Genomic DNA, 23,855 nt, shown 5'->3' on the forward strand with positions numbered 1-23,855 from the left:
CAAGATGACTCTTTCGACAACCGATCCGCAGGGCCGCGCAGGCGCCGTGGCATCGCCGCCTGTTGCCGCACGGCTCAAGACCGCGGAGCAGGCGGTCAACCCGCTGCTCGAAGCGTCGAGCGTCCTGTTGCAGGCGTTGGCCGATACGCCCGAAATGCTCGATGCCGACGCTATTACACGGTGGCGCCGATGGCTGGGGCAGGAAGTTCGTCTCTTCACCCGGATCTGCGGTGAGCTCCAGCTCAGATCCGAGCATGTCCGGTGCGCAAGCTATTGCCTGTGCTCCGCGCTCGACGAGGCAGCGATGCAGACGCCTTGGGGAAGGGGCGAAACAACCGGCGTCGAATGGCAGGACAACAGCCTGGCGAGTGTGTCGGGGCATGATCGTCAGGGCGGCGACCGTGTTTTCCGGCTGATCGACGAGGCAATGCGCAATCCTCGCGAGAACCTCGATCTGATTGAGTTGTACCAAAACATACTCGATCTCGGGTTTCGTGGGCGATACCGATTTGAAGCAGGTGGTCACAAGCGCTTGCAGGTCATTCGCGAACACGTGCACGACGTGGTTATGACGGGTGGACTGAGCGTGAATCGCGTCAGCGAGCCGCCGAAACGTACGCGACAGACGGTCGATCCGTGGGTACGTCCGGTCGCGGTGCGTCGGTCGCGAGCGAGGTTCGTCGGAGGTCTCGCTGTTGCGTTATTGCTGGGGGCCGGGGGTTACGCCGCGGCGGACCGTTGGGTTCGCACGAAAGAGAGACTCCGGGCTTTGCCGCTTGATGCGCTCGCTCGAAACCTGGAACAGCGGCTTCGCGATGAGGTTGCCGCAGGGAATGTCGAACTGATCCGCGATCCCGGGAGCGATACGTTGACGCTGCGGTTTGGCGGCCTGTTTGCGCCTGGTGATGCAGCGGTGGCGCCGTGGGGGGCTTCCGTGGTGGCTTCGGCCGGGCGGGAAATCGCGGTGCTGACCGGCAGTGCAACCGTGCACGTGGCGGGTTACGCGGACAGCACGTCGGCCCGTTCGACACGCCAAGCGTCCAACCAGGCGCTTTCCGAAGCGCGTGCCCGGCACGTGGCCCAAATTCTCGTTTCGGCTGGCGTATCGGCGCCGCGTATCAGTGTCGAGGGAAATGGAGATGCCGATTCGCTGGCGGATAACGGAACCGCGGCGGGAAGGGCGAGAAATCGTCGCGTCGAAGTGACCATCACGGATTGACGTTCGATTGCGGGCAATCATCGCTGCGCGTCGTGTTCGCGCAGCCGATGATGTTCTATCGGAATATCGCCGGCGACTGGCATCGCGACGGCACGCGCGATCACGACATCACGGAGGGCAGCAACGTATTGAGCGTGCTGTCGACCTCGACGGACGGTTTCCGCGACCTGCAGTTGCGCCAGCGCGGCGGCAAATGGCGTCAGACGTTTCGCTGGTCTGCGGGCGATGGCGAGTATCAGCCGCGCTGAAGCGGCGTGATCGTCGACGGCCGCGCGCTTCGAACATGATGCAGGAATCCGACATGCAGGTATTCAAGGGCTGCATCGCCATGCTGATCGGCACGGTTCTATAGTCTTCGATTACCGGGCGGATGGCGCGGCGGTCGCGAATTCGTCGACGACGGCTTCGATCACCGCCTGCACGCGTGCGGTCTTGTAGAGATCGGCATGGGCGACGAGCCACACGTCGAAATGATTGCATCGCCGGGCCATGAGACGCACCAGTTCCGGCTCGGCTTCGGCGCGGAAGCACGGCAGCTCGGCAATGCCGAGCCCTGCAAGCGCGGCCTCGACCAGCATCATCGTTGACGATGTCTGGAACATCACGCGGCCGCGTGAAGTCGGTTCGCCGCACAGCGCGTCCCACATCGTCGGCACCACCGGCTGCTGGTACATCACCAGGTCGTGTCCGTCGAACGCGCTGCCCGCGACCGGTTCGCCGCGCTCGGCCAGGTAGCGGCGCGATGCGTAGATGCCCGTTTCGAGATGTCCGAGCCGCCTGACGATCAGGTCCGGCGATTCCGGCCGCAACGTGCGAATCGCGAGATCCGCTTCGCGGCGCGTGAGATTGGCGATTTCGGCCGACGTCACGCACACGACGTCGACGCCGGCATGCCTGCGCCGCAAGCGGGCGATGGCGGGAATCACGAAACGCTTGCCGAGCGAGTCGGTCGTGGCAATGCGCACGGATCCGGCCAGCTGCTCGTCGAGCCCCATCACGCGCCGCTCGATCGTGAGCGACGCCCGTTCCATCGTTTCGGCGGGTTCGAGCAGCGCTTCGCCCGCGGTCGTCAGCACGTAGAGGGCCGGCGTTCGGAGAAACAGGCGGGCCGAGAGCTCATCTTCGAGCGCGGCGATCCGGCGTCCCACCGTCGCCTGATCGACGTTCAGTTGCGCCGCGGCGCCGCGAAGCGTGCCGGTGCGCGCCAGGGCCAGGAAGAAGCGGGCATTGTCCCAGTTCATGCGGATCGACGGTGTCATCGGGCAGGGCGGCGGCGGACGGGATGTGGGGATGCATATTTGCATCAGGCAAATGCAAAATTACCACTTTTCTGCATCGCGTGCCGTTCCTAGACTCCCGGCATCTGCCTGGAGATCTCATGACCGATTGCAATCCTGTTTCCGTTCCCGTATCCATGACGGCAGCGTGCCGACCGACGGCGCGCGAGCGCCGCTTCACGCTTGCGCTGGTTGCGATCGGCATGTTCATGGCGGTACTCGATACGACGATCGTCAACGTTGCGCTGCCCGCGATGCGCACGAGTCTCGGCGCGACGGTCGCGGAACTCGCGTGGATCGTCGACGCGTATACGCTCAGCTTCGCGGCGCTGATCCTCGCGGGCGGCGCGCTGTCCGACCGGTTCGGCGCCAAGCGCATCTATCTCGCGGGGCTGGCGCTGTTCGTCGGCGCATCGGCGGCGTGCGGCGTCGCGTCGTCCGTGGCCATTCTCGTGGCCGCGCGCTTCGTGCAGGGCATCGGCGCCGCGCTCTTTCTGCCCGCGTCGCTCGCGGTCGTGCGCAGCACTTTCGACGTGCCTGCCGAGCGGGCGCGGGCGATTGCGGTCTGGGCGGGCATCGCGTCGGTCGCGGTGGCGGTGGGGCCGGTGCTGGGCGGCATCCTGGTGGATGATTTCGGCTGGCGCAGCGCTTTCCTGATCAATGTGCCGACCGGCGCGCTCGCCTTCGCCGGGGCGGCCGTGCTCGTTCGGGCGTCGGTCGCGCGGCATGCAAGCCACTTCGATTGGGCCGGCCAGTGCATTGGTGCAACGGCACTCGGCGCGCTGTGTTTTGCCGTGATCGAATTGCCGACGCGGGGCCCTGGCGCCGCGGAAGTCCGGTGTGCACTGCTGGTCGCCGGGCTCGCTGCCGCCGTGCTGATCGTCGTCGAGCGGCGTGCCCGCAATCCGATGGTTCCGCTGGCCTGGTTTCGCAATCGTATATTCGTCGCGATGAACCTGATGGGCAGTCTCGTGTATGTCGGCTACTTCGGTCTGCTGTTCGTGCTGAGCCTGTACCTGCATGGGCGCTTCGGCATGAGTGCGCGGCAGACGGGGCTGACGCTGTTGCCGTTTGCGCTGAGTCTGTCGCTGGGCAACCTGTTGTCGGGAAAACTGCATGGCCGCGTCCACCCGGTCCGGCTGATGGCAAACGGACTCGGGATGGCGGCGCTGGCCATTCCGGCGCTCGCGGTCGCGCTCACGCTGCGCGCGCCGTGGCCGGTGGTCTGGGCGGCCATGGCCGCCTTCGGCACCGGGACCGCGTTGTCCGTGGCGCCGATGATCGCGACCGTGCTCGAACAGGTGCCTGCGGATGCGGCGGGCGTGGCGTCGGGATTCCTCAATGCGGCGAGACAGGCAGGGAGCCTGCTCGGCGTGGCCATCGCAGGCGCCGCGACGATACTGTTGCCGAATCTGACCGACGCGCTGTGGGCGATCGCAGCGGTCGGCTGTGTCGCCTATGCGACGGCCGCCCTTGCCGCGCGGACGGCGGGCACGGCGAAAGGCACGTGACTGGACGCCGCGCCGAATGTGGAGGACCATTTCATCGATACGCCGCGAACGCGCGTGCACGATCGCTGCGCTGTTCACGCCGGACCGAACCCTGTCGAGCGGAACATCATGGAACCCGATCAAGAGACTGCCGAGCCGATCCTGTTGCGCGAGGCGCACGACGGCGTCGTCACGCTGCGGCTGAACCGGCCGCAGCAGTTCAACGCGTTGTCCGAAGCGATGCTCGCGAGCCTGCATGACGCGTTCGCGTCGCTCGCCGCCGATCTGCACGTGCGCTGCGTCGTGCTGGCAGCCGAAGGCAAGGCATTCTGCGCGGGCCACGACCTGCGCGAAATGCGCGGCAAGCCGGATCTCGACTACTACCGCACGCTGTTCGCGCAGTGCAGCCGCGTGATGCTCGCGATGCGCGCACTGCCGGTACCGGTGATCGCGCGCGTGCACGGCATCGCGACGGCGGCCGGCTGCCAGCTCGTCGCCGCGTGTGACCTGGCGATCGCGGCCGATACCGCGCGCTTCGCGGTATCGGGCATCAACGTCGGGCTGTTCTGTTCGACGCCGGCCGTCGCATTGAGCCGCAACGTCACCGCGAAGCGCGCGTTCGACATGCTCGTGACCGGGCGCTTCGTCGACGCGGCGACGGCCGCCGCGTGGGGGCTCGTCAACGAGGCCGTGCCCGAGGACGCGCTCGACGCGGCCGTCGCGCGCAAGGTCGCGGAGATCGTCGCGAAGAGCCCGGCCGCGGTGCGCTACGGCAAGCAGATGTTCTACCGCCAGCGCGAGTTGCCGCTCGACGAAGCCTATGCTTATGCGGGCGACGTGATGGCGCGCAACATGATGGAAGAGGATGCCGGCGAAGGGATCGACGCGTTCCTCGAGAAACGGAAGCCGACGTGGCGTTCGTAGCGCGCCGCCGGATCGGTATGTCGCGCGGGGCGGAAGGGCCGTAACCCACGCGGTATCGTCGGCCCGGGTTTCCTGTTCGCCGGAAAGCAAACGGGCCGCCCGGGGCGGCCCGAAAATGAAGCGGCATGCGCGGCGACGCGGTAGCGCGCCGCCGGATCTTCCCCGGTTAGCGCCCGTAGCTCCCGGTCCGCAGCGCCGGCTGCACGGTCGACGCACCGGGCGGCACGATCACGACCGGCACGCGGCGCGCGAGCGCGCACATCAGCTCGTAGCCGATCGTGCCGCTGGCTTCCGCGACATCGTCCACCTTCACCTGGTCGCCCCACAACTCGACACTCGAGCCGATGCCCGCGTTCGGGCACGGCGTCAGGTCGACGGTCAGCATGTCCATCGACACGCGGCCGACGACGCGCGTCATCACGCCGTCCACCGCGATCGGCGTGCCGGTGGGCGCGTGGCGCGGATAGCCGTCCGCGTAACCGCACGCGACGACGCCGACCCGCATCGGCCGATCGGCCGTGAAGCGGCGGCCGTAGCCGACGGTTTCTTCCGGCGACAGCGTCTGCACGCCGATGATCCTGCTCGTCAGCGTCATCGAGGCCATCAGCGGCGTATCGGCGATATGCCGCGACGCACCCGTCGGCGATGCGCCGTACAGGATCGTGCCGGGCCGCACCCAGTCGCGGTGCGCGCGCGGATGCCACAGCACGGCCGCCGAATTCGATACCGAGCGCTCGCCCGGAATCCCGGCCGTGGCCGCGTCGAACTGTTCGAGCTGCCAGTCGACCTCGCCTTCGTCGGCGTTCGCGAAATGCATCATCAGCGTGATCTTGCCGATCGACGGCGCGCTCGCCGCGCGCTCCCACGCGGCGCGGAACGCACCGGGCCGGTAGCCGAGCCGGTTCATCCCCGAGTTCATCTTGAGCTGGATGTCGATCGGCTGCCGCGGCTTCGCGGCGATCAGCAGGTCGAGCTGCTCGTCGCAGTGCACGGCCACCGTCAGCCGGTGGCGATCGGCCAGCTCGACGTCGGCCGGCTCGAAGATGCCTTCGAGCAGCAGCACGGGCTTGTCCCAGCCGAGTTCGCGCACGCGCACGGCTTCGTCGAGATCGAGCAGTGCGATGCCGTCGGCGGCCGCGAGGCCCGGGTAGATCCGCTCGATGCCGTGGCCGTAGGCGTCGGCCTTGATCACGGCCCATACGCGCGATTGCGCGGCGGTGCGGCGGATGAAGTCGAGATTGTGGCGGACAGCGTCGGGGCGGATATGGGCGACGATGGGACGGGGCATGGCGATGGCTCGGGTCGGATGTCGTTCGGCGCGCGCGGCGGCGCGGGTTCGGCAGGCTGGCGCGACAACGCGCCGGGTCAGTGTTGAACGCTATCTTATTGGTGTTCGACCAGTTTTAATTAACGTATTTGTCGACGATTTGGTGGAATTTTGGGTGCCGGGCCGGGGCTGACCGCGGCTGCCGGCGGCCCGCACGGCCGAGTGTCCCGTCTAGAAAACCGGTGCGCGAACGGCGCGGCTCGATGCTAAGCTCTCGGCGATCTTATCAGTGAACAATGTAATCATAAAGGAGGAGACTTTTGATGACGACGTCCCAGCTGTGCCTGTTCATCGTGGCGCTGTTGCCGTTCCCGATGACGTTTCTCGCGAAGGCCCGCAAGGGCTACGACAACCGCACGCCGCGCGACTATCTGGCAAAGCTCGAAGGCTGGCGCGCACGCGCGCAGGCCGTGCACCAGAACGCATGGGAAGCGCTCGCGCTGTTCACGGCCGCGCTGGTGGTTGCGTGGCACAACGGCGCGAACGCGCACCACGTCGACCAGCTCGCGATGGGCTTCGTCGCGACCCGCGTCGTCTATGCGCTGATGTACCTGCTGAACTGGGCGTCGCTGCGTTCGCTCGTGTGGTTCGCCGGGATGGTGTGCGTCGTCGCACTGTTCTTCGCCGCGCCGTGACCGGCCGGTGAGCCGGCGGGGCCGGCTTTGCGTGCCGGCTCGCTACGCGCTGCCCGCGCCCCGTGCGTGACTGTCGTTGGATGCGGGCGCAACGATCTTGGCGACGAACGGCGGCGCCTCCGCTTCGCGGCGCAGGAACGCGATCAGCGGATCGAGCAGCCGGTGCCGCGTCGACGGGTGGCGGCGCAGCACGAAGCGCCATGACGCATCGCGTGCGAGGCCCGGCACCAGCGGCACCAAGCGAGCGCTGCGCAGTTCGGGCTCGATGAGCGGCATGCGGCCGAGCGCGATGCCCGCGCCGCCGAGCGCCGCGCCGATCACCTGGCTGAAGCTGCTGTAACGGACGATCTTCGTCTCGAAGTCGTCCGGCAAGCCGAATTCCGAGGCCCAGTTGCGCCAGTCGATCTCGGGGCTGTTCTCGTGCATCTCCTGCAGCAGCCGCGAGCGGCACACGTACCCCGATGCGTACGGATACAGCTCGGGGCTGCATACCGGAAACACGGTCTCCCGCATCAGCACGTCGTCGTCGGCCCGCAGCCGGTGCGCGGGCACGTGCACGATCGCGAGATCGACGCTGCTGCGCGCGAAATCCGGTTCGTCGTCCAGCACGACGGCATGCAGCGGCGTTTCGGGATGAAGCGACGAGAATTCCGCGAGACGGCGCGCGAGCCACATCGACGAAAACGGCGCGTTGGCGGAAACGGTGAGGCGTTGCGCGGTGCCGCGAATCTCGGCACAGGCGTCGGTCAGGCGCGCCAGCGCATCGCCGACGGCCGGCAGCAGGCGCACACCGGCCGGCGTGAGACTGATGCCGCCGAGCCCCGTGCTGCGTTCGAGCAGCCGCGCGCCGAGCGATTCCTCGAGAGAACGGATCTGGTGGCTGACCGCGCTCGTCGACACGTTCAGCTCGGCCGCCGCGCGCGCGAACCCGCCGAGGCGGACGGCCGCCTCGAAAGCCCGCAGTGCGCCAAGGGGAGGGAGGTGCGACATGCGGGGTATTGTAGTTGACTCAACACCCGTTGAAAAATCATCTTTTGCCGCGCGCGGGCGGCGCGGGTAGCCTCGATCCGGTCAAGAAAAAACGCAACGCAACACCAACCGGAGAACTGCATGTATTTCGACCGACGACTATGGGCCATGATGGCGGGACTGCGCTGGCGGGTGGCCGCGGCCGTCGCGCTCGGGCTGCTCGCGATGGGTGTCGGCATCCTCCGTTTCGTGTTTCTCGGCCGCGTGCTGGCGCTGGTTTTTTCCGGCGCACCGGCGCGCAGCATCGGCGAAGCCGTCGTTGCAACGGCGGCCTGCGTGCTGCTGCGTGCGTGGCTCGATCATCGCCGCACGGTGCTCGCGCAGCACACGGCCGGGCGCGTGCAGGCCACGCTGCGTGCGCGGCTGTTCGACCGGATCGCCGCGCTCGGCCCCGCATGGTTCAGCGGCGAACGCACGGGCGGCGTGATGCTGGCCGTCGTCGACGGCGTCGAGCAACTGCAGACCTTCTTCGGCGTCTACCTGCCGCAGCTCGTGATCGCCGCGTGCGCGCCGGTGATGATCTTCGCGGTGCTCGCGTGGTGGGACGTGCCGACGGCCGCGATCCTGCTGGTCGCGGCGCTCGTCACGCTCGCGCTGCCGCAGCTCGTGCATCGCGCCGACCGGCGCGCGGCGCTCGCACGCTCGGCCGCCTTCAACGCGTTCGGCGAGGAGTTTCTCGACGCGGTGCAGGGCCTGCCGACGCTGAAGGCGTTCGGGCAGGGCACCGCGTTCGGCGCGAAGCTGGCCGCGAAGGCGCGCGCGCTGTCCGACAGCACGTTCTGGGTGCTCGCGCTCGGCCTGCTGACGCGCCTCTTCACCGATCTCGGCACCGGCCTCGGCGCGGCCGCGGCGATCGCGGTCGGTGCATGGCGCGTGCGGCACGGCGACATGAGCCTCGAGGCACTGCTGATCGTGCTGATGGCCGGCAGCGAAATCTTCCGGCCGCTGCGCGACCTGCGTGCCGTGCTGCACCAGGGGATGATCGGCCAGTCGGCGGCCAATGCGATCCACGCGTTGCTCGACGCGGGCAGCCGCGCGCCGGCCGCCGACGCGCCGCGCATGACGGGCCTGCGCGCGGAGATCGCGTTCGACGGCGTCAGCTTCGCGTATCCGGGGCGTCGCGCGGACGCGCATGCGGCGCTGAGCTTCTCGGTTCGCGAAGGCGAGACGGTGGCGATCGTCGGGCCGAGCGGCGCGGGCAAGTCGACGATCGTGCGCCTGCTGCTGCGCCAGCACGACGTGCAGGGCGGTGCCGTCCGCATCGGGGGCCACGATGTGCGCACGCTCGACGCCGACCAGGTGCGCGAGATGATCGCGGTGGTCGCGCAGGATGCGACGCTGTTCGACGGCAGCGTCGCCGACAACCTGCGGCTCGGCCGCCCCGACGCGAGCGACGCGGACATGATCGCGGCCGCGCGCGCCGCCAACGCGCACGATTTCATCTCGGCGCTACCCGACGGCTACGCGACGCGCATCGGCGAACGTGGGCTCATGTTGTCGGGCGGCCAGCGCCAGCGCCTCGCGATTGCCCGTGCGCTGCTGCGCGATGCGCCGATCCTGCTGCTCGACGAGGCACTGTCGTCGGTCGATGCGGAAAACGAAGCGCTGATCCAGCAGGCGCTCGACCGGCTCACGCGCGGGCGGACGACGCTCGTGCTCGCGCACCGGCTGTCCAGCGTGATCGGCGCCGACCGCATCCTGGTGCTCGATCAGGGGCAGGTGGTCGACGAGGGTACGCACGCGGCGCTGATCGCGCGCGACGGCCCGTATCGCCGGCTGATGGGGCCGCAACTGGAAGCGGTTGCCGAATCCGTCGGCGCGGCGACGACGGCCGGTGCGACCGCGCGCGCGTCGTCGGGCCCGCAGGTGCGGCCGCTGAACGACGATGCGGCGACGATCGGCTGGCCGGAAACCTTGCAGACGCTGCTGCGGTTCGTGCGTCCGTGGCAGGGCAAGGTCGTGCTGACCGTGCTGTTCGGCATCGGCCGCGTGCTCGCGTTCATCGGCGTCGGCGTGATCGGCGCGATGGTGGTAGGCGCGGTGTCGGCCGGCCACGCGAGCCCCGCGCTCGTCGTCGCGCTGCTCGTGATCGCGCCGGTGGCGGCCGTGCTGCACTGGCTCGAATCGTGGCTCGCGCACGACATGGCGTACCGGCTGCTCGCGGAAATGCGCATCGCGCTGTTCGCGACGCTCGAACGCCTCGCACCGGCCGGGCTGCTGCGCCGCCGTTCCGGCGATCTCGTCTCGCTCGCGACGCAGGATGTCGAGACCGTCGAATACTTCTACGCGCACACGCTGGCGCCCGCGTTCGTCGCGGTGCTCGTGCCGGCCGCCGTGCTGGTGCTGCTGGCGTCGGTCGCATGGCCGCTCGCGCTCGTGCTGCTGCCGTTCCTGTTGTGGGCCGGGCTGGCGCCCGTGCTGGCGCGGCGCGACGTCGACCGGCTCGGCACCGGCGCGCGCGAAGCGCTCGGCCAGCTCGGCGCGCACCTGACCGAAACGATCCAGGGGCTGGCGGAGCTCACCGCGTTCCAGGCGATCGCGCGCCGGCGCGCAGCGTTCGTGGCCGAGGTCGATGCGTACCGCAAGCAGCGCGCGAAGCTGCTCGACGATCTGTCGACGCAAAGCGCCGCGCTGGAAATCGCGAGCGGGCTCGGCGGCCTGGCCGTCGCGGCGCTCGGCGCGCTGCTGTGCGCGCGCGGCTGGTTTCCGCGCGAGTCGTTGCCGCTGCTGGTGCTGGTTGCCGTGGCCGCGTTCATGCCGGTTGCCGAAATCGGCCAGGTTGCGCGCCAGTTGGCCGACACGATCGCGTCGACGCGCCGGTTGCGCGCGCTGGAGAAGGAGCCCGTGACCGTGACGGACGGCACGCACGCGATGCCCGGCAATCCGGCGGTGCGTTTCGAGGCAGCGTCGTTCACGTATCCGGGCCGCGGCGTGCCCGCCATCGACCGCGTGAGCTTCGAGGTGCCGCCCGGCAGCACGGTTGCGCTGGTTGGCGCGTCGGGCGCCGGCAAGTCGACGGTCGCGAGCCTGCTGCTGCGCTTCTGGGATCCGCAGCAGGGCCGCGTGACGCTTGGCGGCGTCGACTTGCGCGACCTGCGGCTCGACGACCTGCGCCAGCACATCGCTCTGGTTGCGCAGGATACCTACCTGTTCAACGACACGCTCGAAGCGAACATCCGGCTCGCCGCGAACGATGCATCCGACGCGGACGTGCAGCGTGCGATCGATCATGCGGCGCTCGGCGAATTTGTCGCGCGGCTGCCGGACGGGCTCGCGACGCGCGTCGGCGAGCGCGGCGTGCAGCTGTCGGGCGGCCAGCGCCAGCGTGTCGCGATCGCGCGCGCGTTCCTGAAGGATGCGCCCGTGCTGATCCTCGACGAGGCGACGTCCCATCTGGACACGATCAGCGAGCAGCAGATTCGTGCGGCGCTGGAAGACCTGATGACGCAGCGCACGTCGATCATCATCGCGCACCGGCTGTCGACCGTGCGCAATGCCGACCTGATCCTCGTGATCGAGCAGGGCAGCGTGATCGAGGCCGGACGCCATGCGGAACTGATGGCGCGGCAGGGTGCGTATGCGCGGCTCGTGTCGCATCAGGCCAGCGGGGTGGCGGCGTGAGCGACGCCGCAGCGGAGCGTCGCCGCCCGGCGTTTTCGCGCGAATTCCGCACCGTTCGTTGAGCCGCGCCGGCGGTTGCCGGCATCGCGGGTACGGCCGCCCCGGCACGGCGCCGCGTCGAATCGCCGACGATCCACACGAACGAGCCGGCGCACGGGCGCCGGCGATTGCCTGCGGGTTGCGCTGTCGTCAGCCCGTCGCCCTGGCGGCGCGGGACGGCCAACCCGCCCGACCCGCCTGCCCATACCCAGCGCCGCCATCCGCGCTTCACGCACCGCCATCCGCCCGCGCGGCGCGATCCGGCCCGGGCGCTTCCCCCCGGGCCTCTCCCTTTCCTCTGACCTATCCGTCCCGCGCGGCCCGGGTTTGCCTCGATGCATTTACCTGTTGCGCGTTTTTTTGTTGTCGTAGTATCGCCGTTGACAACACTTGTTGCACTAAGGTCTAATTCGACATCGCATGTTGCGGTGCGGCTTGATGTCGTCGTTCCCGCCGGCCGGCTGGCCGGCCACATCGCTCAATCATGCGGAGAGAAACCATGAGTCGCCGTTCCTTCCTGAAAGCCGTCGCGGTGGTCGCCGCGCTCGGCGCAAGCCTCGCGCACGCGGACACCCAGGCGCTCGTCGTCGGGACCGACACGTCGTTCATGCCGTTCGAGTTCAAGCAGGGCGACAAGTACGTCGGCTTCGATCTCGACCTGTGGGCGGAGATCGCGAAAGACCAGGGCTGGAAATACAAGATCCAGCCGATGGATTTCGCGGGCCTGATCCCGGCATTGCAGACCCAGAACATCGACGTCGCGCTGTCGGGGATGACGATCAAGGAGGAGCGCAAGAAGGCGATCGACTTCTCCGCGCCGTACTACGACAGCGGTCTCGCGGCGATGGTGCAGTCCGACAACACGACGATCAAGTCGATCGACGACCTGAACGGCAAGGTGATCGCCGCGAAGACGGGCACCGCGACGATCGACTGGATCAAGGCGCACCTGAAGCCGAAGGAGGTCCGCCAGTTCCCGAACATCGACCAGGCCTACCTCGCGCTTGAAGCGGGCCGCGTCGACGCGGCGATGCACGACACGCCGAACGTGCTGTTCTTCGTGAACAACGAAGGCAAGGGCAAGGTGAAGGTCGCGGGCCAGCCGGTCAGCGGCGACAAGTACGGGATCGGCTTCCCGAAGGGCAGCCCGCTGGTGCCGAAGGTTAACGCGTCGCTCGTGAAGATCAAGGCCGACGGCCGCTACGCGCAGATCTACAAGAAGTGGTTCGGCGCCGAGCCGCCGAAGATGTGAGCGTGACCACACGCCATGGCGCGGCCGGGTGGCCGCGCCGGTCTTGAATCGAACGGGGAGCGACAAGTGAATTTCGATTGGTCGGCGATCTGGGCGGCGTTGCCGGACCTGATGGACGGGGTCCGGTTGACGGTGTTCATCGCATTACTGGGGCTGGTGGGCGGTTTCATCGTCGGGATGATCGCGGGCATGTTCCGCGCATACGGACCGAAGGTGATGAACGTGCTCGCACAGGTCTACATTGAGCTGATCCGCGGCACGCCGATCGTCGTGCAGGTGATGTTCCTGTATTTCGCGCTGCCGCTGCTCGCGCATATCCGCATCGACGGCCTGACGGCCGCGATCATCGCGATCACGGTGAACTCCGGCGCGTATCTCGCGGAAGTGGTGCGCGGCGCGCTGCTGTCGATCCCGAAGGGGCTGACGGAAGCGGGGCTCGCGATGGGGCTGTCGATGCCGCGCGTGCTGCTGAAGATCGTCGGGCCGCTGGCGTTCCGGCGGCTGATTCCGCCGCTCGGCAACCAGTGCATCGTGAGCCTGAAGGACACGTCGCTGTTCATCGTGATCGGCGTGGGCGAGCTGACGCGCAAGGGGCAGGAAATCATCGCGGGCAATTTCCAGGCGGTCGAGATCTGGAGTGCGGTGGCCGTCATCTACCTGATACTGACCGGCGCGATGACGCTGACGCTTCGGATCGTCGAAAAGCGGATGAAAATCTTATGAGCATGATCGAATTCCAGAACGTGTCGAAGAGCTTCGGCCATGTGCCGGTGCTGAAGAACATCGACCTGAGGATCGACGCGGGCGAGGTGGTCGTCGTGGTCGGCCCGTCGGGCTCGGGCAAATCGACGATGCTGCGCTGTATCAACGCGCTCGAGAAAATCACCGGCGGCGAGCTGCTGGTCGACGGCCAGAGCGTGCGCGGCAACGCGACGACGATCCGCAACATCCGGCTCGAAGCCGGCATGGTGTTCCAGCAGTTCAACCTGTTCCCGCAAATGACCGCGCTCGAGAACGTGATGTTCGGGCCGATGCAGGTGCGCGGCGCGTCGCGCGCCGACGCGCGTGACCAGGCGATGGCGTTGCTCGACAAGGTCGGTCTCGAATCGCGCGCGAATCATTACCCGTCGGAGCTGTCGGGCGGCCAGCAGCAGCGCGTCGCGATCGCACGCGCGCTCGCGATCCGGCCGCGGCTGATGCTGTTCGACGAGCCGACGTCGGCGCTCGATCCGGAGTTGCGCCACGAAGTGCTGAAAGTGATGCAGGATCTCGCCACCGAAGGGATGACGATGATCGTCGTCACGCACGAGATCGGCTTCGCGAAGCGGGTCGGCACGCGGCTGCTGTTCATGGATCAGGGCGGCATCGCCGAGGACGGCCACCCGGTCGACCTGATCGACCGGCCGCCGACGCCGCGCCTGAAGGAATTCCTGAAACACGTGTCCTGAACGAAACCGAAACATTCGACATGCCGCTTTCCCTTTCTCCCGTCATCGCCGGCACGCCGTTCGACATCGGCATGCGTCTCGGCGAGCTCGCCCGGCCCGTGTTCGACGAATACATGCAGCAGAGCAGCGCGTGGCAGGCCGTGCGCCGCTGGCGCGGCCATCCGTTCGTCGATGCGCTGCGGCAAGCCGCGCTGGCCGCGTACCCCGATCTCGTCGCGGAACTGGACGGCATCGCGGCGGGCATCGGCTGGCCGGCCGAGGACATCTTCCTGTGGAACTGCCGCGGCGAACTGATCCACAACGCGCCGGACGGCTGCACGACGCTCGCCGCGCGTGACGCCAGCGGCACGCGCTGGATCGCGCACAACGAGGACGGCGATCCGTACCTGCGCGAGCGCTGCCTGCTCGTCGACGTGCAGCCTGAGGCCAAGCCGGGCTTCATCAGTTTCTACTACCCCGGTTCGCTGCCGGGCCATACCTTTGCCGCGAACCGCGCGGGCATCGCGCAGGCGATCAACAACCTGCGGATCCGCACGCCCGCGCCGGGCGTGCCGCGGATGATCCTCGCGCGCGCCGTGCTCGATGCGACGTCGCTCGACGCGGCGGCCGACGTGCTGCGTGGGCATGCATGCGCGAGCGGTTTTCATCACACGCTCGGCGCGACCGGCGATGCGCGGCTGCTGAGCATCGAGGCCAGCGTCGCGCGCTGCTCGGTCGTCGACGTCACGCGGCTTGCCGGCCATGCAAACCATCTCGTGCATTCCGGCTGCGAAGCTGAAGCGCAGATCGTCACGCAATCGTCGGCCGACCGCCAGCGCCGCGTCGACGCGCTGACGCCCGGCATCGACGCGATCGACGAAGCCGCGCTGCTGCGCGTGCTCGGCGATCGCGCGCCGGAAGGGCTGCCGATCTACCGCGACGATCCGGCCGACCCCGATGACGAAAACACGCTGGCGACCGCCGTGTTCGCGATCGGCGCGGCGTCGATCGATTTCACCCTTCACCAACACGGCACGCAGCGCTTCGCGACGCGCATCGTGCCGTCCGGACGCGCGCACGGCGCGTCCTGATCCATGAGGCCACGCATGACGACCGTTTTCCATCGCGCCCCGCGCGCCACCTTGCCCGTCGCCGTCGCAGGCGACGGCATCGAGATCATCGACTCGACCGGCAAACGCTATATCGACGCATGCGGCGGCGCGGCCGTCTCGTGTCTCGGTCACAGCAACCAGCGCGTGATCGACGCGATCAAGCGACAGGCGCAGCAGCTGGCGTACGCGCATACGTCGTTCTTCACGACCGACGTGGCCGAGGAACTGGCCGACCGGCTCGTCGAGGCCGCGCCGGCCGGCCTCGAACACGTGTATTTCGTGTCGGGCGGCTCCGAAGCGGTCGAGGCCGCGCTGAAGCTCGCGCGCCAGTATTTCGTCGAGAAGGGCGAGCCGCAGCGCCGCCATTTCATCGCGCGGCGCCAGAGCTATCACGGCAACACGCTCGGTGCACTCGCGATCGGCGGCAATGCGTGGCGGCGCGAGCCGTTCCTGCCGCTGCTGATCGAGGCCCACCACGTGAGCCCCTGCTATGCGTACCGCGACCAGCAGGCGGGCGAAACCGACGAAGCGTATGCGCAGCGTCTGGCGGACGAGCTCGAGCGGAAGATCGTCGAACTCGGCGCGGAAAACGTCGCGGCGTTCGTCGCGGAAACGGTGGTGGGCGCAACGGTCGGCGCGGTGCCGCCGGTGCGCACGTACCTGAAGAAGATTCGCGCGGTGTGCGACAAGTACGGCGTGCTGCTGATTCTCGACGAGATCATGTCGGGGATGGGGCGCACGGGCTACCTGTTCGCGTGCGACGAAGACGGCGTCGCACCCGACCTGATGACGATCGCGAAAGGGCTCGGCGCGGGCTACCAGCCGATCGGCGCGACGCTCGTCAGCGACCGCATCTACCGGACGATCGTCGACGGCTCGGGCTTCTTCCAGCACGGCCACACGTACCTCGGCCATGCTACGGCATGCGCGGCAGCGCTCGAGGTGCAGCGCGTGATCGCCGAAGAGAAGCTGCTCGATAACGTGAAGGCGCGCGGCGAGCAGTTGCGCGCGTCGCTGCGCGAGCACTACGGTGCGCATCCGCATGTCGGCGACGTGCGCGGCCGCGGGTTGTTCGTCGGCGTCGAGCTCGTGCGCGATCGCGGCAGCAAGGCGCCGTTCGATCCCGCGCTGAAGCTGCATGCGGCGGTCAAGCGCGAGGCGATGCAGCGCGGGTTGATGGTGTATCCGATGGGCGGGACGATCGACGGCGTCAACGGCGATCACATCCTGATCGCGCCGCCGTTCATCTGCACCGCGCAACAGATCGATACGATCGTCGAGCGGCTGTCCGGTGCGATCGGCGCGGCGCTCGCGTCGGCCGGCGCGTGACGGCATTCGAACCTCACCGGGACATCGCCATGACAGACAGACTGCCACCTTTCGATCCCGCATCGGCCAGCGATGCACAGAAGGCCGTGCTGGCCGACATTCTCAGCGGCCCGCGCGGCAACCTGAACGGGCCGTTTCTCGGCTGGATCGCGAGCCCCGAGCTGGCCCAGCACGCGCAGAAGCTCGGCGCGTTCTGCCGCTATCGCACGGGCCTGCCGCTGCGGCTGTCGGAGCTCGCGATTCTCGTGACCGCCGCGCGCTGGCGCTCGCAGGCCGAGTGGCACATCCACCATCCGATCGCGCTCGACGCGGGCGTGCCGGCCGCGACGGCCGATGCGATCCGGCGGGGCGCCACGCCCGCATTCGAGTCGGACGACGATGCGCTGATCCATGCGTTCGCGAGCGAGCTGTACGACACGCGGCGCGTCAGCGACGCGACGTTCGCGCGCGCGCAAGCGCGCTTCGGCCACGAAACCGTCGTGAATCTCGTTGCACTGCTCGGCTACTACGCGCTCGTCGCGATGACGCTGAACACGTTCGGCATGCGCGCGGATGGTCAAACCGATTTGCCGTTTCCGGAGTAACGGCCGCGGGTGATCGTGCCGGAACAGGGGCGGCGATACGTCTGACGAACGCTTCGTCGACGTGTCGCCGGCATCAATGCAACCAAATGTATTCATACGGGATCCACGGCCGATGGCCGCGTATGATGGCTCGTTCACGACGATATGATCGGTGAGCAAGCATGACGAGTACCCGCAAGACCTTGATGATCGCCGGAGGGCTCCTGGTAGCCGCGGCCGGTACCGCGTACGTGATGCTCCTGCGTGCGGACCACCGTGCGATCGAAGACGCCGGCATCGGCGATTCGGCCGCGCCTGTTGCCGCGGCGCCTGCGAGCAACGATCACGCGGTGCAGGGCACCATCGCGCCGCCGGCACCGGCCGCCGCGACGGCCGCCCATGCCGATACGGCACCGCAACAGGCGGCTGTTCCGCCGCCTGCACCAGCACCCGCCCCGGCCGCACCCGCGCGCGTCAGCGCCGCGCCTGCTTCTGTCCCCGCCGTTCCTGTCGTCAGCGAGAAAGCGCAGCCGGTGACGAAGCCGAGCGTACCGCCGCCGAAGGTCAACGTCGTGACGGTCGATGCGCAGGATTCGACCCCGCCGGCAGCACCGCCGGCCGCCAAACCCGCACAGCCGGCCGCGCCGGCGCAGGTCACGCAACGCGCGCCGCGCAAGCGCGACGGCCTCGAACGCCACGCGGCCGCATCGCCTGCCACCACGAAATCCGAAACGCCGGAGACGGCAGCGCTCGTCAGGGAATCGGCGAAGCTCGACCCGTCGTTGCCGTCGCCGCCGATGTCGTCGATGTCGTCAAGCGCCGGTTCGTACCGGCAACAGGGTTCGTCGTCAGGTGCGAATCCGGTTGCCGCCGCGATGACCGAGCGACTGGTCAGGGAGTCGAGCCATTTCAAGTCGACGACGCCCGTGCCGGCGAACGGCGACCCGACCGCGACCAAGTAACCGCAATCGCCTTCGGAATAAAAAGGACCCCGCACGCCGACCAAGGCATGCGGGGCCAAGAGAGACAAACCGTTTTGCCGATGCGCGTTACGCGGCGACCGCTTCCTCGGCCTGCGGCTGCGTGGCGGCTGCCGGCGTCACGTCCTGCCGGATCAGGTGGTCGAACGCGCCGAGCGATGCCTTCGCGCCTTCGCCGACCGCAATCACGATCTGCTTGAACGGCACCGTCGTCACGTCCCCGGCCGCGAACACGCCCGGCACCGACGTCGCGCCGCGCGCATCGACCACGATCTCGCCGTGCTTCGACAGCTCGATCGTGCCTTTCAGCCATTCGGTGTTCGGCACGAGGCCGATCTGCACGAACACGCCTTCGAGATCGATGCGCTGCGTTTCGCCCGAGCGCAGATCCTTGTAGACGAGCCCGTTCAGCTTGTTGCCGTCGCCGGTCAGCTCGGTCGTTTGCGCCTGCGTGACGATCGTCACGTTCGGCAGGCTGCGCAGCTTGCGCTGCAGCACTTCGTCCGCGCGCAGTTGCGCGCCGAATTCGATCAGCGTGACGGCCTTCACGATGCCGGCGAGGTCGATCGCGGCCTCGACGCCCGAGTTGCCGCCGCCGACCACCGCGACGCGCTTGCCCTTGAACAGCGGGCCGTCGCAGTGCGGGCAGTACGCGACACCGCGGTTGCGGTATTCGCGCTCGCCCGGCACGTTGATTTCGCGCCAGCGCGCGCCGGTCGCGAGGATGATCGTCTTCGCCTTCAGCACCGCGCCGTTCGCGAGGCGGATCTGGTGCACGTCGCCGGGAATCAGCGCGTCGGCGCGCTGCACGTCCATGATGTCGACGTCGTATTGCTTCACGTGCTGCTCGAGCGCGGTCGCGAACTTCGGCCCTTCGGTTTCCTGCACCGACACGAAGTTCTCGATCGCCATCGTGTCGAGCACCTGGCCGCCGAAACGCTCGGCGACGACACCCGTCGCAATGCCCTTGCGCGCCGAGTAGATCGCCGCGGCCGCGCCTGCCGGGCCGCCGCCGACGATCAGCGTGTCGAACACCGGCTTGTTCTCGAGCGACTTCGCGGCGCGTTCGCCGGCGCCCGTGTCGAGCTTCGCGAGGATTTCCTTTACGCTGCTGCGACCCTGGCCGAACGATGCGCCGTTCAGGAACATCGTCGGCACGGCCATGATCTGGCGCGACTCGACTTCACTTTGGAACAGCGCGCCGTCGATCGCGACGTGACGGATGCGCGGGTTGATCAGCGACATCACGTTCAGCGCCTGCACGACTTCCGGGCAGTTCTGGCACGACAGCGAGAAATACGTCTCGAACGCGTAGTCGCCGTCGAGCGCGCGGATCTGTTCGATCACGTCGTCGTCGAGCTTGATCGGGTGGCCGCCCGTTTGCAGCAGCGCGAGCACGAGCGACGTGAATTCATGGCCCATCGGGATGCCGGCGAAGCGGATGCCGGCCGGCTTGCCGGGTTCGCCGATCGAGAACGACGGCTTGCGCTCGGCGTCGTCGCGGCGTTCGGCCACGGTCACGCGATCCGTCAGCGACGCAATCTCGTTCAGCAGCGCCAGCAGTTCCTGCGATTTCGCGCTGTCGTCGAGCGAGGCGACGAGTTCGATCGGGCGCGTGATTTTTTCGAGGTACGCTTTCAGTTGATTCTTGAGATTGGCGTCGAGCATGGCGTTTCGGATTCCGTATTAATGATTCTGGTCGGGCACGTCGTGCCGGAGGAGGGCGCGGGCCGCATGCTGCGGCGGCCCGCCGTCGCGCGCCTCGTGCGAGGCGCGCGGAGCGATCGTCAGATCTTGCCGATCAGGTCGAGCGACGGGGTCAGCGTTTCCGCGCCCGGCGTCCACTTGGCCGGGCACACTTCACCCGGGTGCGCCGCGATGTATTGCGCAGCCTGCACCTTGCGCAGCAGTTCGCTCGCGTCGCGGCCGATGCCGTTGTCGTGGATTTCGCACAGCTTGATCTCGCCTTCCGGGTTGATCACGAACGTGCCGCGCAGCGCCATCCCTTCTTCCTCGATCAGCACGTCGAAGTTGCGCGACAGCGTGAGCGTCGGGTCGCCGATCATCGGGTACTTGATCTTGCCGATCGTGTCCGACGTGTCGTGCCATGCCTTGTGCGTGAAGTGCGTGTCGGTCGACACGCCGTAGATTTCGACACCCAGCTTCTGGAATTCCGCGTAACGGTCGGCGAGGTCGCCCAGCTCGGTCGGGCAGACGAACGTGAAGTCGGCCGGGTAGAACACGACGACGGACCACTTGCCCTTGAAGTTCTCTTCCGAGACGGGCACGAAATCGCCGTTGTGGTAAGCGGTTGCCTTGAACGGCTTGATTTGGGTGTTGATGATCGGCATCTGGAGAGTCCTTTGGTTCAGTGGTGAGTGGAGTGTTGCCAGTATCCGGGTTCACCCTGACTTTGTGAAATTGCTTGTTTCAATCCGAGGCATCGGGATTTTCTATCTGCTTCCGGCCCTTGATTGTGTGGGGCGTCGGGATCGCGCTTTCCGACACGTCGAGCGTGGAGGAGGCGGTGCGGGGCCCTGAGCAAGAAGGGCCTTGCGCCGAGGGGCGTCGATCAGGATATTTTCCGGCGCGACACACGCGCTACTTTCTGCGGAAGCGGTGCGGGGTGCCTGGGGCGTGCCGACGCATTTGCGTGGCTGCGCGACATCGGCTCAGATCCGATAGGGCACGCGAACGCCGGGTTCGGTGGCGGGGAAGTCTTTCGTGTTGCGCGACACGAGCAGCAGCCCGTTGACTTGCGCCGATGCCCAGACGATCGCGTCGGGCAGGCGTATGCGGCGTTCCTTGCGAATGGTCACGGCGCGATTTGCAACCGTGCTGTCGAGTGCGATGACCTCGAATGACGACAGCCATGCCCGGATCGGGGCTTCATCATGCGCGGATGCACCGACCAGGACCTCCATCCACGAGATCGTGCTGATCGCGCGATAGTCATAGCGGCCGAGTTCCGCGCGGGCGGATTCCACGCCGCCCAGATAATCGATCAGGATGTTGGTGTCGAAGAGAGCTTTTACCATTCCGAGCGCAGTTCTTCCTGATAGGCGAGCCCGTCGACCGTGCGATCTTTCCAGAGACCGAAGACGTCGTCCGCGAGCGGACGCTTGTGCAGGGCGATGTAGGCATCGATCGCGTCGCGGATGATTGCGGCGCGGGGACGATGTTCAGTCTCGACGATGACGGCCAACTCGTCGAGCTGGCCATCCGACAGATCAAGCAGAATCCGGCTCATGGCAGCCTCCGATATATGATATGCATATCATATATACCCAATCGAAGGTCCGCAACACCCGGGCCGGGCGCGGCGCGCTCGCGCAAACCATGGTTCGGCAACGCGGGCAGGCGCTCCGCTCAGATCCCCGCCATCTTCCTCAACCACTCCGCCAGCCGCCGTGCCCCGTCCGGCATGTCCGCGTCCTCGCGCGTGCACAGGTAGTAATCGCGCCCGTCGTCGAGCGCATGATCGAACAGCTTCACGAGCTCGCCGTTCTCCAGCTCGCGTTCGACCAGCGGCGCGCGCAGCAACGCGGCGCCGAGATCCGCGCGCGCGGCGCTCAGCGTGAGCTGGCCATCCTCGAACATCGGCCCCACCGCGTGCGACACATGCCGCACGCCGGCGCCTTGCAGCCAGTTGACCCACGTGCTGCGATCCTCGTCGTGCACGAGAGGCGCGCGCGCGAGATCGGCCGGCGTGCGGAACGGCCCGTGACGCTTCAGGAACGACGGGCTGCACATCGGCACCATCGCGCCTGGCAGCAGCCGTTCGCAGCGGTAGCCGGGCCAGTCGCCGGTGCCGAAGCGGATCGACAGGTCCGACGCATCGCTTCGGTAGTTGCGGTGATGCGCGTACAGCACGGTCACGTCGACGTCCGTGTTGTCGGCCAGGAACGCGTGCAGCCGCGGAATGAACCAGCCGATGCCGAGCAGCGGGATCAGGCTGACGGTGATCTGCCGCAGCGACGAACGGTCGCGCACGAAGCGCGTCGCGCTGCGCAGCACCGAGAACGCGGCGCTGATCGACCGGTAGTAGTCGCGTCCTTCGTCGGTGAGCGCGAGCAGCCGGCCCTCGCGCACTGTCAGCGGCGTCTGGATGAACGCTTCGAGCAGTTGCAGCTGATGGCTCACCGCCGACGGCGTGATGTCGAGCTCGCCCGCCGCCGCGGTGACCGACCCGAGACGCGCAAACGCTTCGAACGCACGCACCGCGCGCAGCGGCGGATCGTGCGGCAATTGTTCGATATTTTTCATGTGTCGAATTTTATCGAAAAATCAGGGTAAGCGACAATCTAAAAATACCCTTTATTTACAATGGAATGCGTTAATGTGTCGAGAACGCTATAAGCATCCAACAATTGGGTATTTGGGGTTTGGGTGCTGAATATTTAATATTTTTCATGTTTTGATCCGACTCCACGATCCTCGCACATGAAAATCGCTTTCCTTCCCGTCAGCCTCGCATTCTCGGCGGCCGCCCTGGCAGCATCCGTTCCCGCGTTCGCGCAGTCCGCGCCGCAGACGATCCTGATCGGTCTCGCCGCGCCGCTCACCGGCCCGTCCGCGCGGATCGGCAAGGATCTGCAGAACGGCGCGCAACTCGCGATCGACGACGCGAACGCGAAGCATCCGGCCATCGGCGGCAAGCCGGTCGTCTACAAGCTCGTCGCGGCGGACGACCAGTCCGACCCGCGCACGGCCGTCGCGGTCGCGCAGCAGCTCGTCGACCAGCACGTGATCGGCGTCGTCGGTCACTGGAACACGGGCTGCAGCGTGCCGGCGTCGCGCGTCTACCGCGATGCGGGCATTCCGCAGATCGCGCCGGCGTCCACCGGCCATCAATACACGCAGCAGGGCTATGCGACGGCCTTCCGCATCATGGGTCACGACGATGCGGGCGGCAACTTCACGGGTGCGTATGCGGTGAAGACGCTGAAGGCGAAGCGCATCGCGGTGATCGACGATCGCACGTCGTTCGGCGCGGGGCTGGCCGACCAGTTCATCAAGGGCGTGCAGGCGAACGGCGGCGCGATCGTCGATCGCCAGTACGTGAACGACAAGACGACCGACTTCAGCGGCGTGCTGACCGCGATCAAGGGCAAGCGCGCGGATCTCGTGTTCTTCGGCGGCCTCGACGCGCAGGCCGCACCGATCGCGCGCCGGATGCGCCAGCTCGGCGTGAACGCGCCGCTGCTCGGCGCGGGCGGCTTCGTGAGCCAGACCTTCCTGTCGCTCGCGGGCAAGGACGGCGACGGCGTGACGGCGCTCGAACCGGGCCTGCCGCTCGACCGGATGCCGGGCGGCAAGGCATTCGACACGCAATACCAGACGCGCTTCCGTGCACCGATCGAACTGCATGCGCCGTTCGCGTACGACGCGGCCGCCACGCTGATCGCGGCCGCGCAGAAGGCCGGCACGACGCAACCGGCAAAGCTGGTCGCGGCGGTTCGTGCGATCGAGCGCCCCGGCGTGACGGGGCGCATCGCGTTCGACGCCGAAGGCAACCTGAAGGACCCGGCCTTCACGATCTACCAGGTGCGCGGCGGCAAGTGGACCGTCGTCGACGTGCTCGGCGGCGCGCGCACCGTAGCCAGGTAAGCAACACAACGACCAAGACGA

Annotated in this window: 22 protein-coding genes; 14 read left to right on the forward strand and 8 right to left on the reverse strand. The window is 67.6% G+C overall.

The window, feature by feature from the left end; translation table 11 throughout:
* Positions 1-4 precede the first annotated feature (4 nt).
* Positions 5-1,219 (forward strand): type IVB secretion system protein IcmH/DotU, encoded by a 1,215-nt coding sequence (gene icmH, locus BFF94_RS02965; protein ID WP_128842090.1) that lies wholly within the window; start codon positions 5-7, stop codon positions 1,217-1,219.
* Positions 1,216-1,467 (forward strand): hypothetical protein, encoded by a 252-nt coding sequence (locus BFF94_RS02970; protein WP_246637214.1) that lies wholly within the window; start codon positions 1,216-1,218, stop codon positions 1,465-1,467. The genes icmH and BFF94_RS02970 overlap by 4 nt, the downstream gene beginning before the upstream one ends.
* A 111-nt stretch (positions 1,468-1,578) precedes the next feature.
* Here BFF94_RS02970 and BFF94_RS02975 read toward each other — a convergent pair whose 3' ends face one another.
* Positions 1,579-2,460, reverse strand: a complete 882-nt coding sequence (locus BFF94_RS02975) for a LysR family transcriptional regulator (RefSeq protein WP_201260361.1) — start codon at positions 2,458-2,460, stop codon at positions 1,579-1,581.
* A gap of 137 nt (positions 2,461-2,597) precedes the next feature.
* Between BFF94_RS02975 and BFF94_RS02980 the strand changes: the two genes are divergently transcribed.
* Positions 2,598-4,007, forward strand: coding sequence for an MFS transporter (locus BFF94_RS02980; protein WP_128842110.1), 1,410 nt, complete (start codon positions 2,598-2,600; stop codon positions 4,005-4,007).
* 108 nt (positions 4,008-4,115) lie between these two features.
* Positions 4,116-4,910 carry an enoyl-CoA hydratase gene (locus BFF94_RS02985; protein ID WP_128842092.1) on the forward strand — a complete coding sequence of 265 codons (795 nt, stop codon included), beginning with the start codon at positions 4,116-4,118 and terminating at the stop codon, positions 4,908-4,910.
* Between the two features lie 166 nt (positions 4,911-5,076).
* Here BFF94_RS02985 and alr read toward each other — a convergent pair whose 3' ends face one another.
* Positions 5,077-6,198, reverse strand: a complete 1,122-nt coding sequence (gene alr / locus BFF94_RS02990; protein ID WP_128842093.1) for an alanine racemase — start codon at positions 6,196-6,198, stop codon at positions 5,077-5,079.
* Between the two features lie 302 nt (positions 6,199-6,500).
* Here alr and BFF94_RS02995 point away from each other — a divergent pair, with 302 nt between their 5' ends.
* Positions 6,501-6,872 carry an MAPEG family protein gene (locus BFF94_RS02995; RefSeq protein WP_128842094.1) on the forward strand — a complete coding sequence of 124 codons (372 nt, stop codon included), beginning with the start codon at positions 6,501-6,503 and terminating at the stop codon, positions 6,870-6,872.
* A 42-nt stretch (positions 6,873-6,914) separates the two neighbouring features.
* Here the strand turns inward: BFF94_RS02995 and BFF94_RS03000 are convergent, their stop codons facing one another.
* Positions 6,915-7,862: a LysR family transcriptional regulator gene (locus BFF94_RS03000; RefSeq protein ID WP_128842095.1), complete on the reverse strand. Its 948-nt coding sequence runs from the start codon at positions 7,860-7,862 to the stop codon at positions 6,915-6,917.
* A 120-nt stretch (positions 7,863-7,982) separates the two neighbouring features.
* On the opposite strand from BFF94_RS03000, the gene BFF94_RS03005 reads away from it, so the two are divergent.
* The 8 genes from BFF94_RS03005 (at position 7,983) to BFF94_RS03040 (ending at position 18,206) form a co-directional block, all read left to right on the forward strand.
* Positions 7,983-11,522 (forward strand): ABC transporter ATP-binding protein, encoded by a 3,540-nt coding sequence (locus BFF94_RS03005; protein WP_219138959.1) that lies wholly within the window; start codon positions 7,983-7,985, stop codon positions 11,520-11,522.
* Between the two features lie 538 nt (positions 11,523-12,060).
* The gene (gene glnH, locus BFF94_RS03010; RefSeq protein WP_128842096.1) at positions 12,061-12,813 is read left to right on the forward strand and encodes a glutamine ABC transporter substrate-binding protein GlnH; all 753 of its coding nucleotides are present in this window, start codon (positions 12,061-12,063) and stop codon (positions 12,811-12,813) included.
* Between the two features lie 15 nt (positions 12,814-12,828).
* Entirely contained in the window at positions 12,829-13,536 is a 708-nt protein-coding gene (gene glnP / locus BFF94_RS03015; protein ID WP_175681083.1) for a glutamine ABC transporter permease GlnP, read from the forward strand.
* The gene (gene glnQ / locus BFF94_RS03020; protein ID WP_069230959.1) at positions 13,533-14,261 is read left to right on the forward strand and encodes a glutamine ABC transporter ATP-binding protein GlnQ; all 729 of its coding nucleotides are present in this window, start codon (positions 13,533-13,535) and stop codon (positions 14,259-14,261) included. Before glnP ends, glnQ begins: the two co-directional genes overlap by 4 nt.
* Before the next feature lie 20 nt (positions 14,262-14,281).
* On the forward strand, positions 14,282-15,331 hold the full coding sequence (locus tag BFF94_RS03025) for a C45 family autoproteolytic acyltransferase/hydrolase (protein WP_128842097.1): 1,050 nt from the start codon (positions 14,282-14,284) through the stop codon (positions 15,329-15,331).
* A gap of 15 nt (positions 15,332-15,346) precedes the next feature.
* A complete protein-coding gene (locus BFF94_RS03030) occupies positions 15,347-16,681 on the forward strand; it encodes an aspartate aminotransferase family protein (RefSeq protein WP_128842098.1) in 1,335 nt (444 codons plus the stop codon).
* A gap of 29 nt (positions 16,682-16,710) precedes the next feature.
* The gene (locus tag BFF94_RS03035) at positions 16,711-17,265 is read left to right on the forward strand and encodes a carboxymuconolactone decarboxylase family protein (protein WP_128842099.1); all 555 of its coding nucleotides are present in this window, start codon (positions 16,711-16,713) and stop codon (positions 17,263-17,265) included.
* 161 nt (positions 17,266-17,426) lie between these two features.
* Positions 17,427-18,206 carry an extensin gene (locus BFF94_RS03040; protein ID WP_219138960.1) on the forward strand — a complete coding sequence of 260 codons (780 nt, stop codon included), beginning with the start codon at positions 17,427-17,429 and terminating at the stop codon, positions 18,204-18,206.
* An 87-nt stretch (positions 18,207-18,293) separates the two neighbouring features.
* Here BFF94_RS03040 and ahpF read toward each other — a convergent pair whose 3' ends face one another.
* The 5 genes from ahpF to BFF94_RS03065 all read right to left on the reverse strand — a co-directional run bounded on the left by ahpF (position 18,294) and on the right by BFF94_RS03065 (position 22,490).
* Entirely contained in the window at positions 18,294-19,892 is a 1,599-nt protein-coding gene (ahpF, locus tag BFF94_RS03045) for an alkyl hydroperoxide reductase subunit F (protein ID WP_128842100.1), read from the reverse strand.
* Positions 19,893-20,011: 119 nt separating this feature from the next.
* Positions 20,012-20,575 (reverse strand): alkyl hydroperoxide reductase subunit C, encoded by a 564-nt coding sequence (gene ahpC / locus BFF94_RS03050; protein ID WP_128842101.1) that lies wholly within the window; start codon positions 20,573-20,575, stop codon positions 20,012-20,014.
* Positions 20,576-20,896: 321 nt separating this feature from the next.
* Positions 20,897-21,262, reverse strand: a complete 366-nt coding sequence (locus BFF94_RS03055) for a type II toxin-antitoxin system VapC family toxin (RefSeq protein ID WP_128842102.1) — start codon at positions 21,260-21,262, stop codon at positions 20,897-20,899.
* The gene (locus BFF94_RS03060) at positions 21,256-21,474 is read right to left on the reverse strand and encodes a CopG family transcriptional regulator (RefSeq protein ID WP_128842103.1); all 219 of its coding nucleotides are present in this window, start codon (positions 21,472-21,474) and stop codon (positions 21,256-21,258) included. The genes BFF94_RS03055 and BFF94_RS03060 overlap by 7 nt, the downstream gene beginning before the upstream one ends.
* A 119-nt stretch (positions 21,475-21,593) precedes the next feature.
* The gene (locus BFF94_RS03065) at positions 21,594-22,490 is read right to left on the reverse strand and encodes a LysR substrate-binding domain-containing protein (protein WP_128842104.1); all 897 of its coding nucleotides are present in this window, start codon (positions 22,488-22,490) and stop codon (positions 21,594-21,596) included.
* Between the two features lie 177 nt (positions 22,491-22,667).
* On the opposite strand from BFF94_RS03065, the gene BFF94_RS03070 reads away from it, so the two are divergent.
* The gene (locus BFF94_RS03070; RefSeq protein ID WP_219138961.1) at positions 22,668-23,834 is read left to right on the forward strand and encodes a branched-chain amino acid ABC transporter substrate-binding protein; all 1,167 of its coding nucleotides are present in this window, start codon (positions 22,668-22,670) and stop codon (positions 23,832-23,834) included.
* Positions 23,835-23,855 lie beyond the last annotated feature (21 nt).

Origin of the sequence: Burkholderia catarinensis (assembly GCF_001883705.2) — a bacterium.
GTDB classification, from domain to species: domain Bacteria; phylum Pseudomonadota; class Gammaproteobacteria; order Burkholderiales; family Burkholderiaceae; genus Burkholderia; species Burkholderia catarinensis.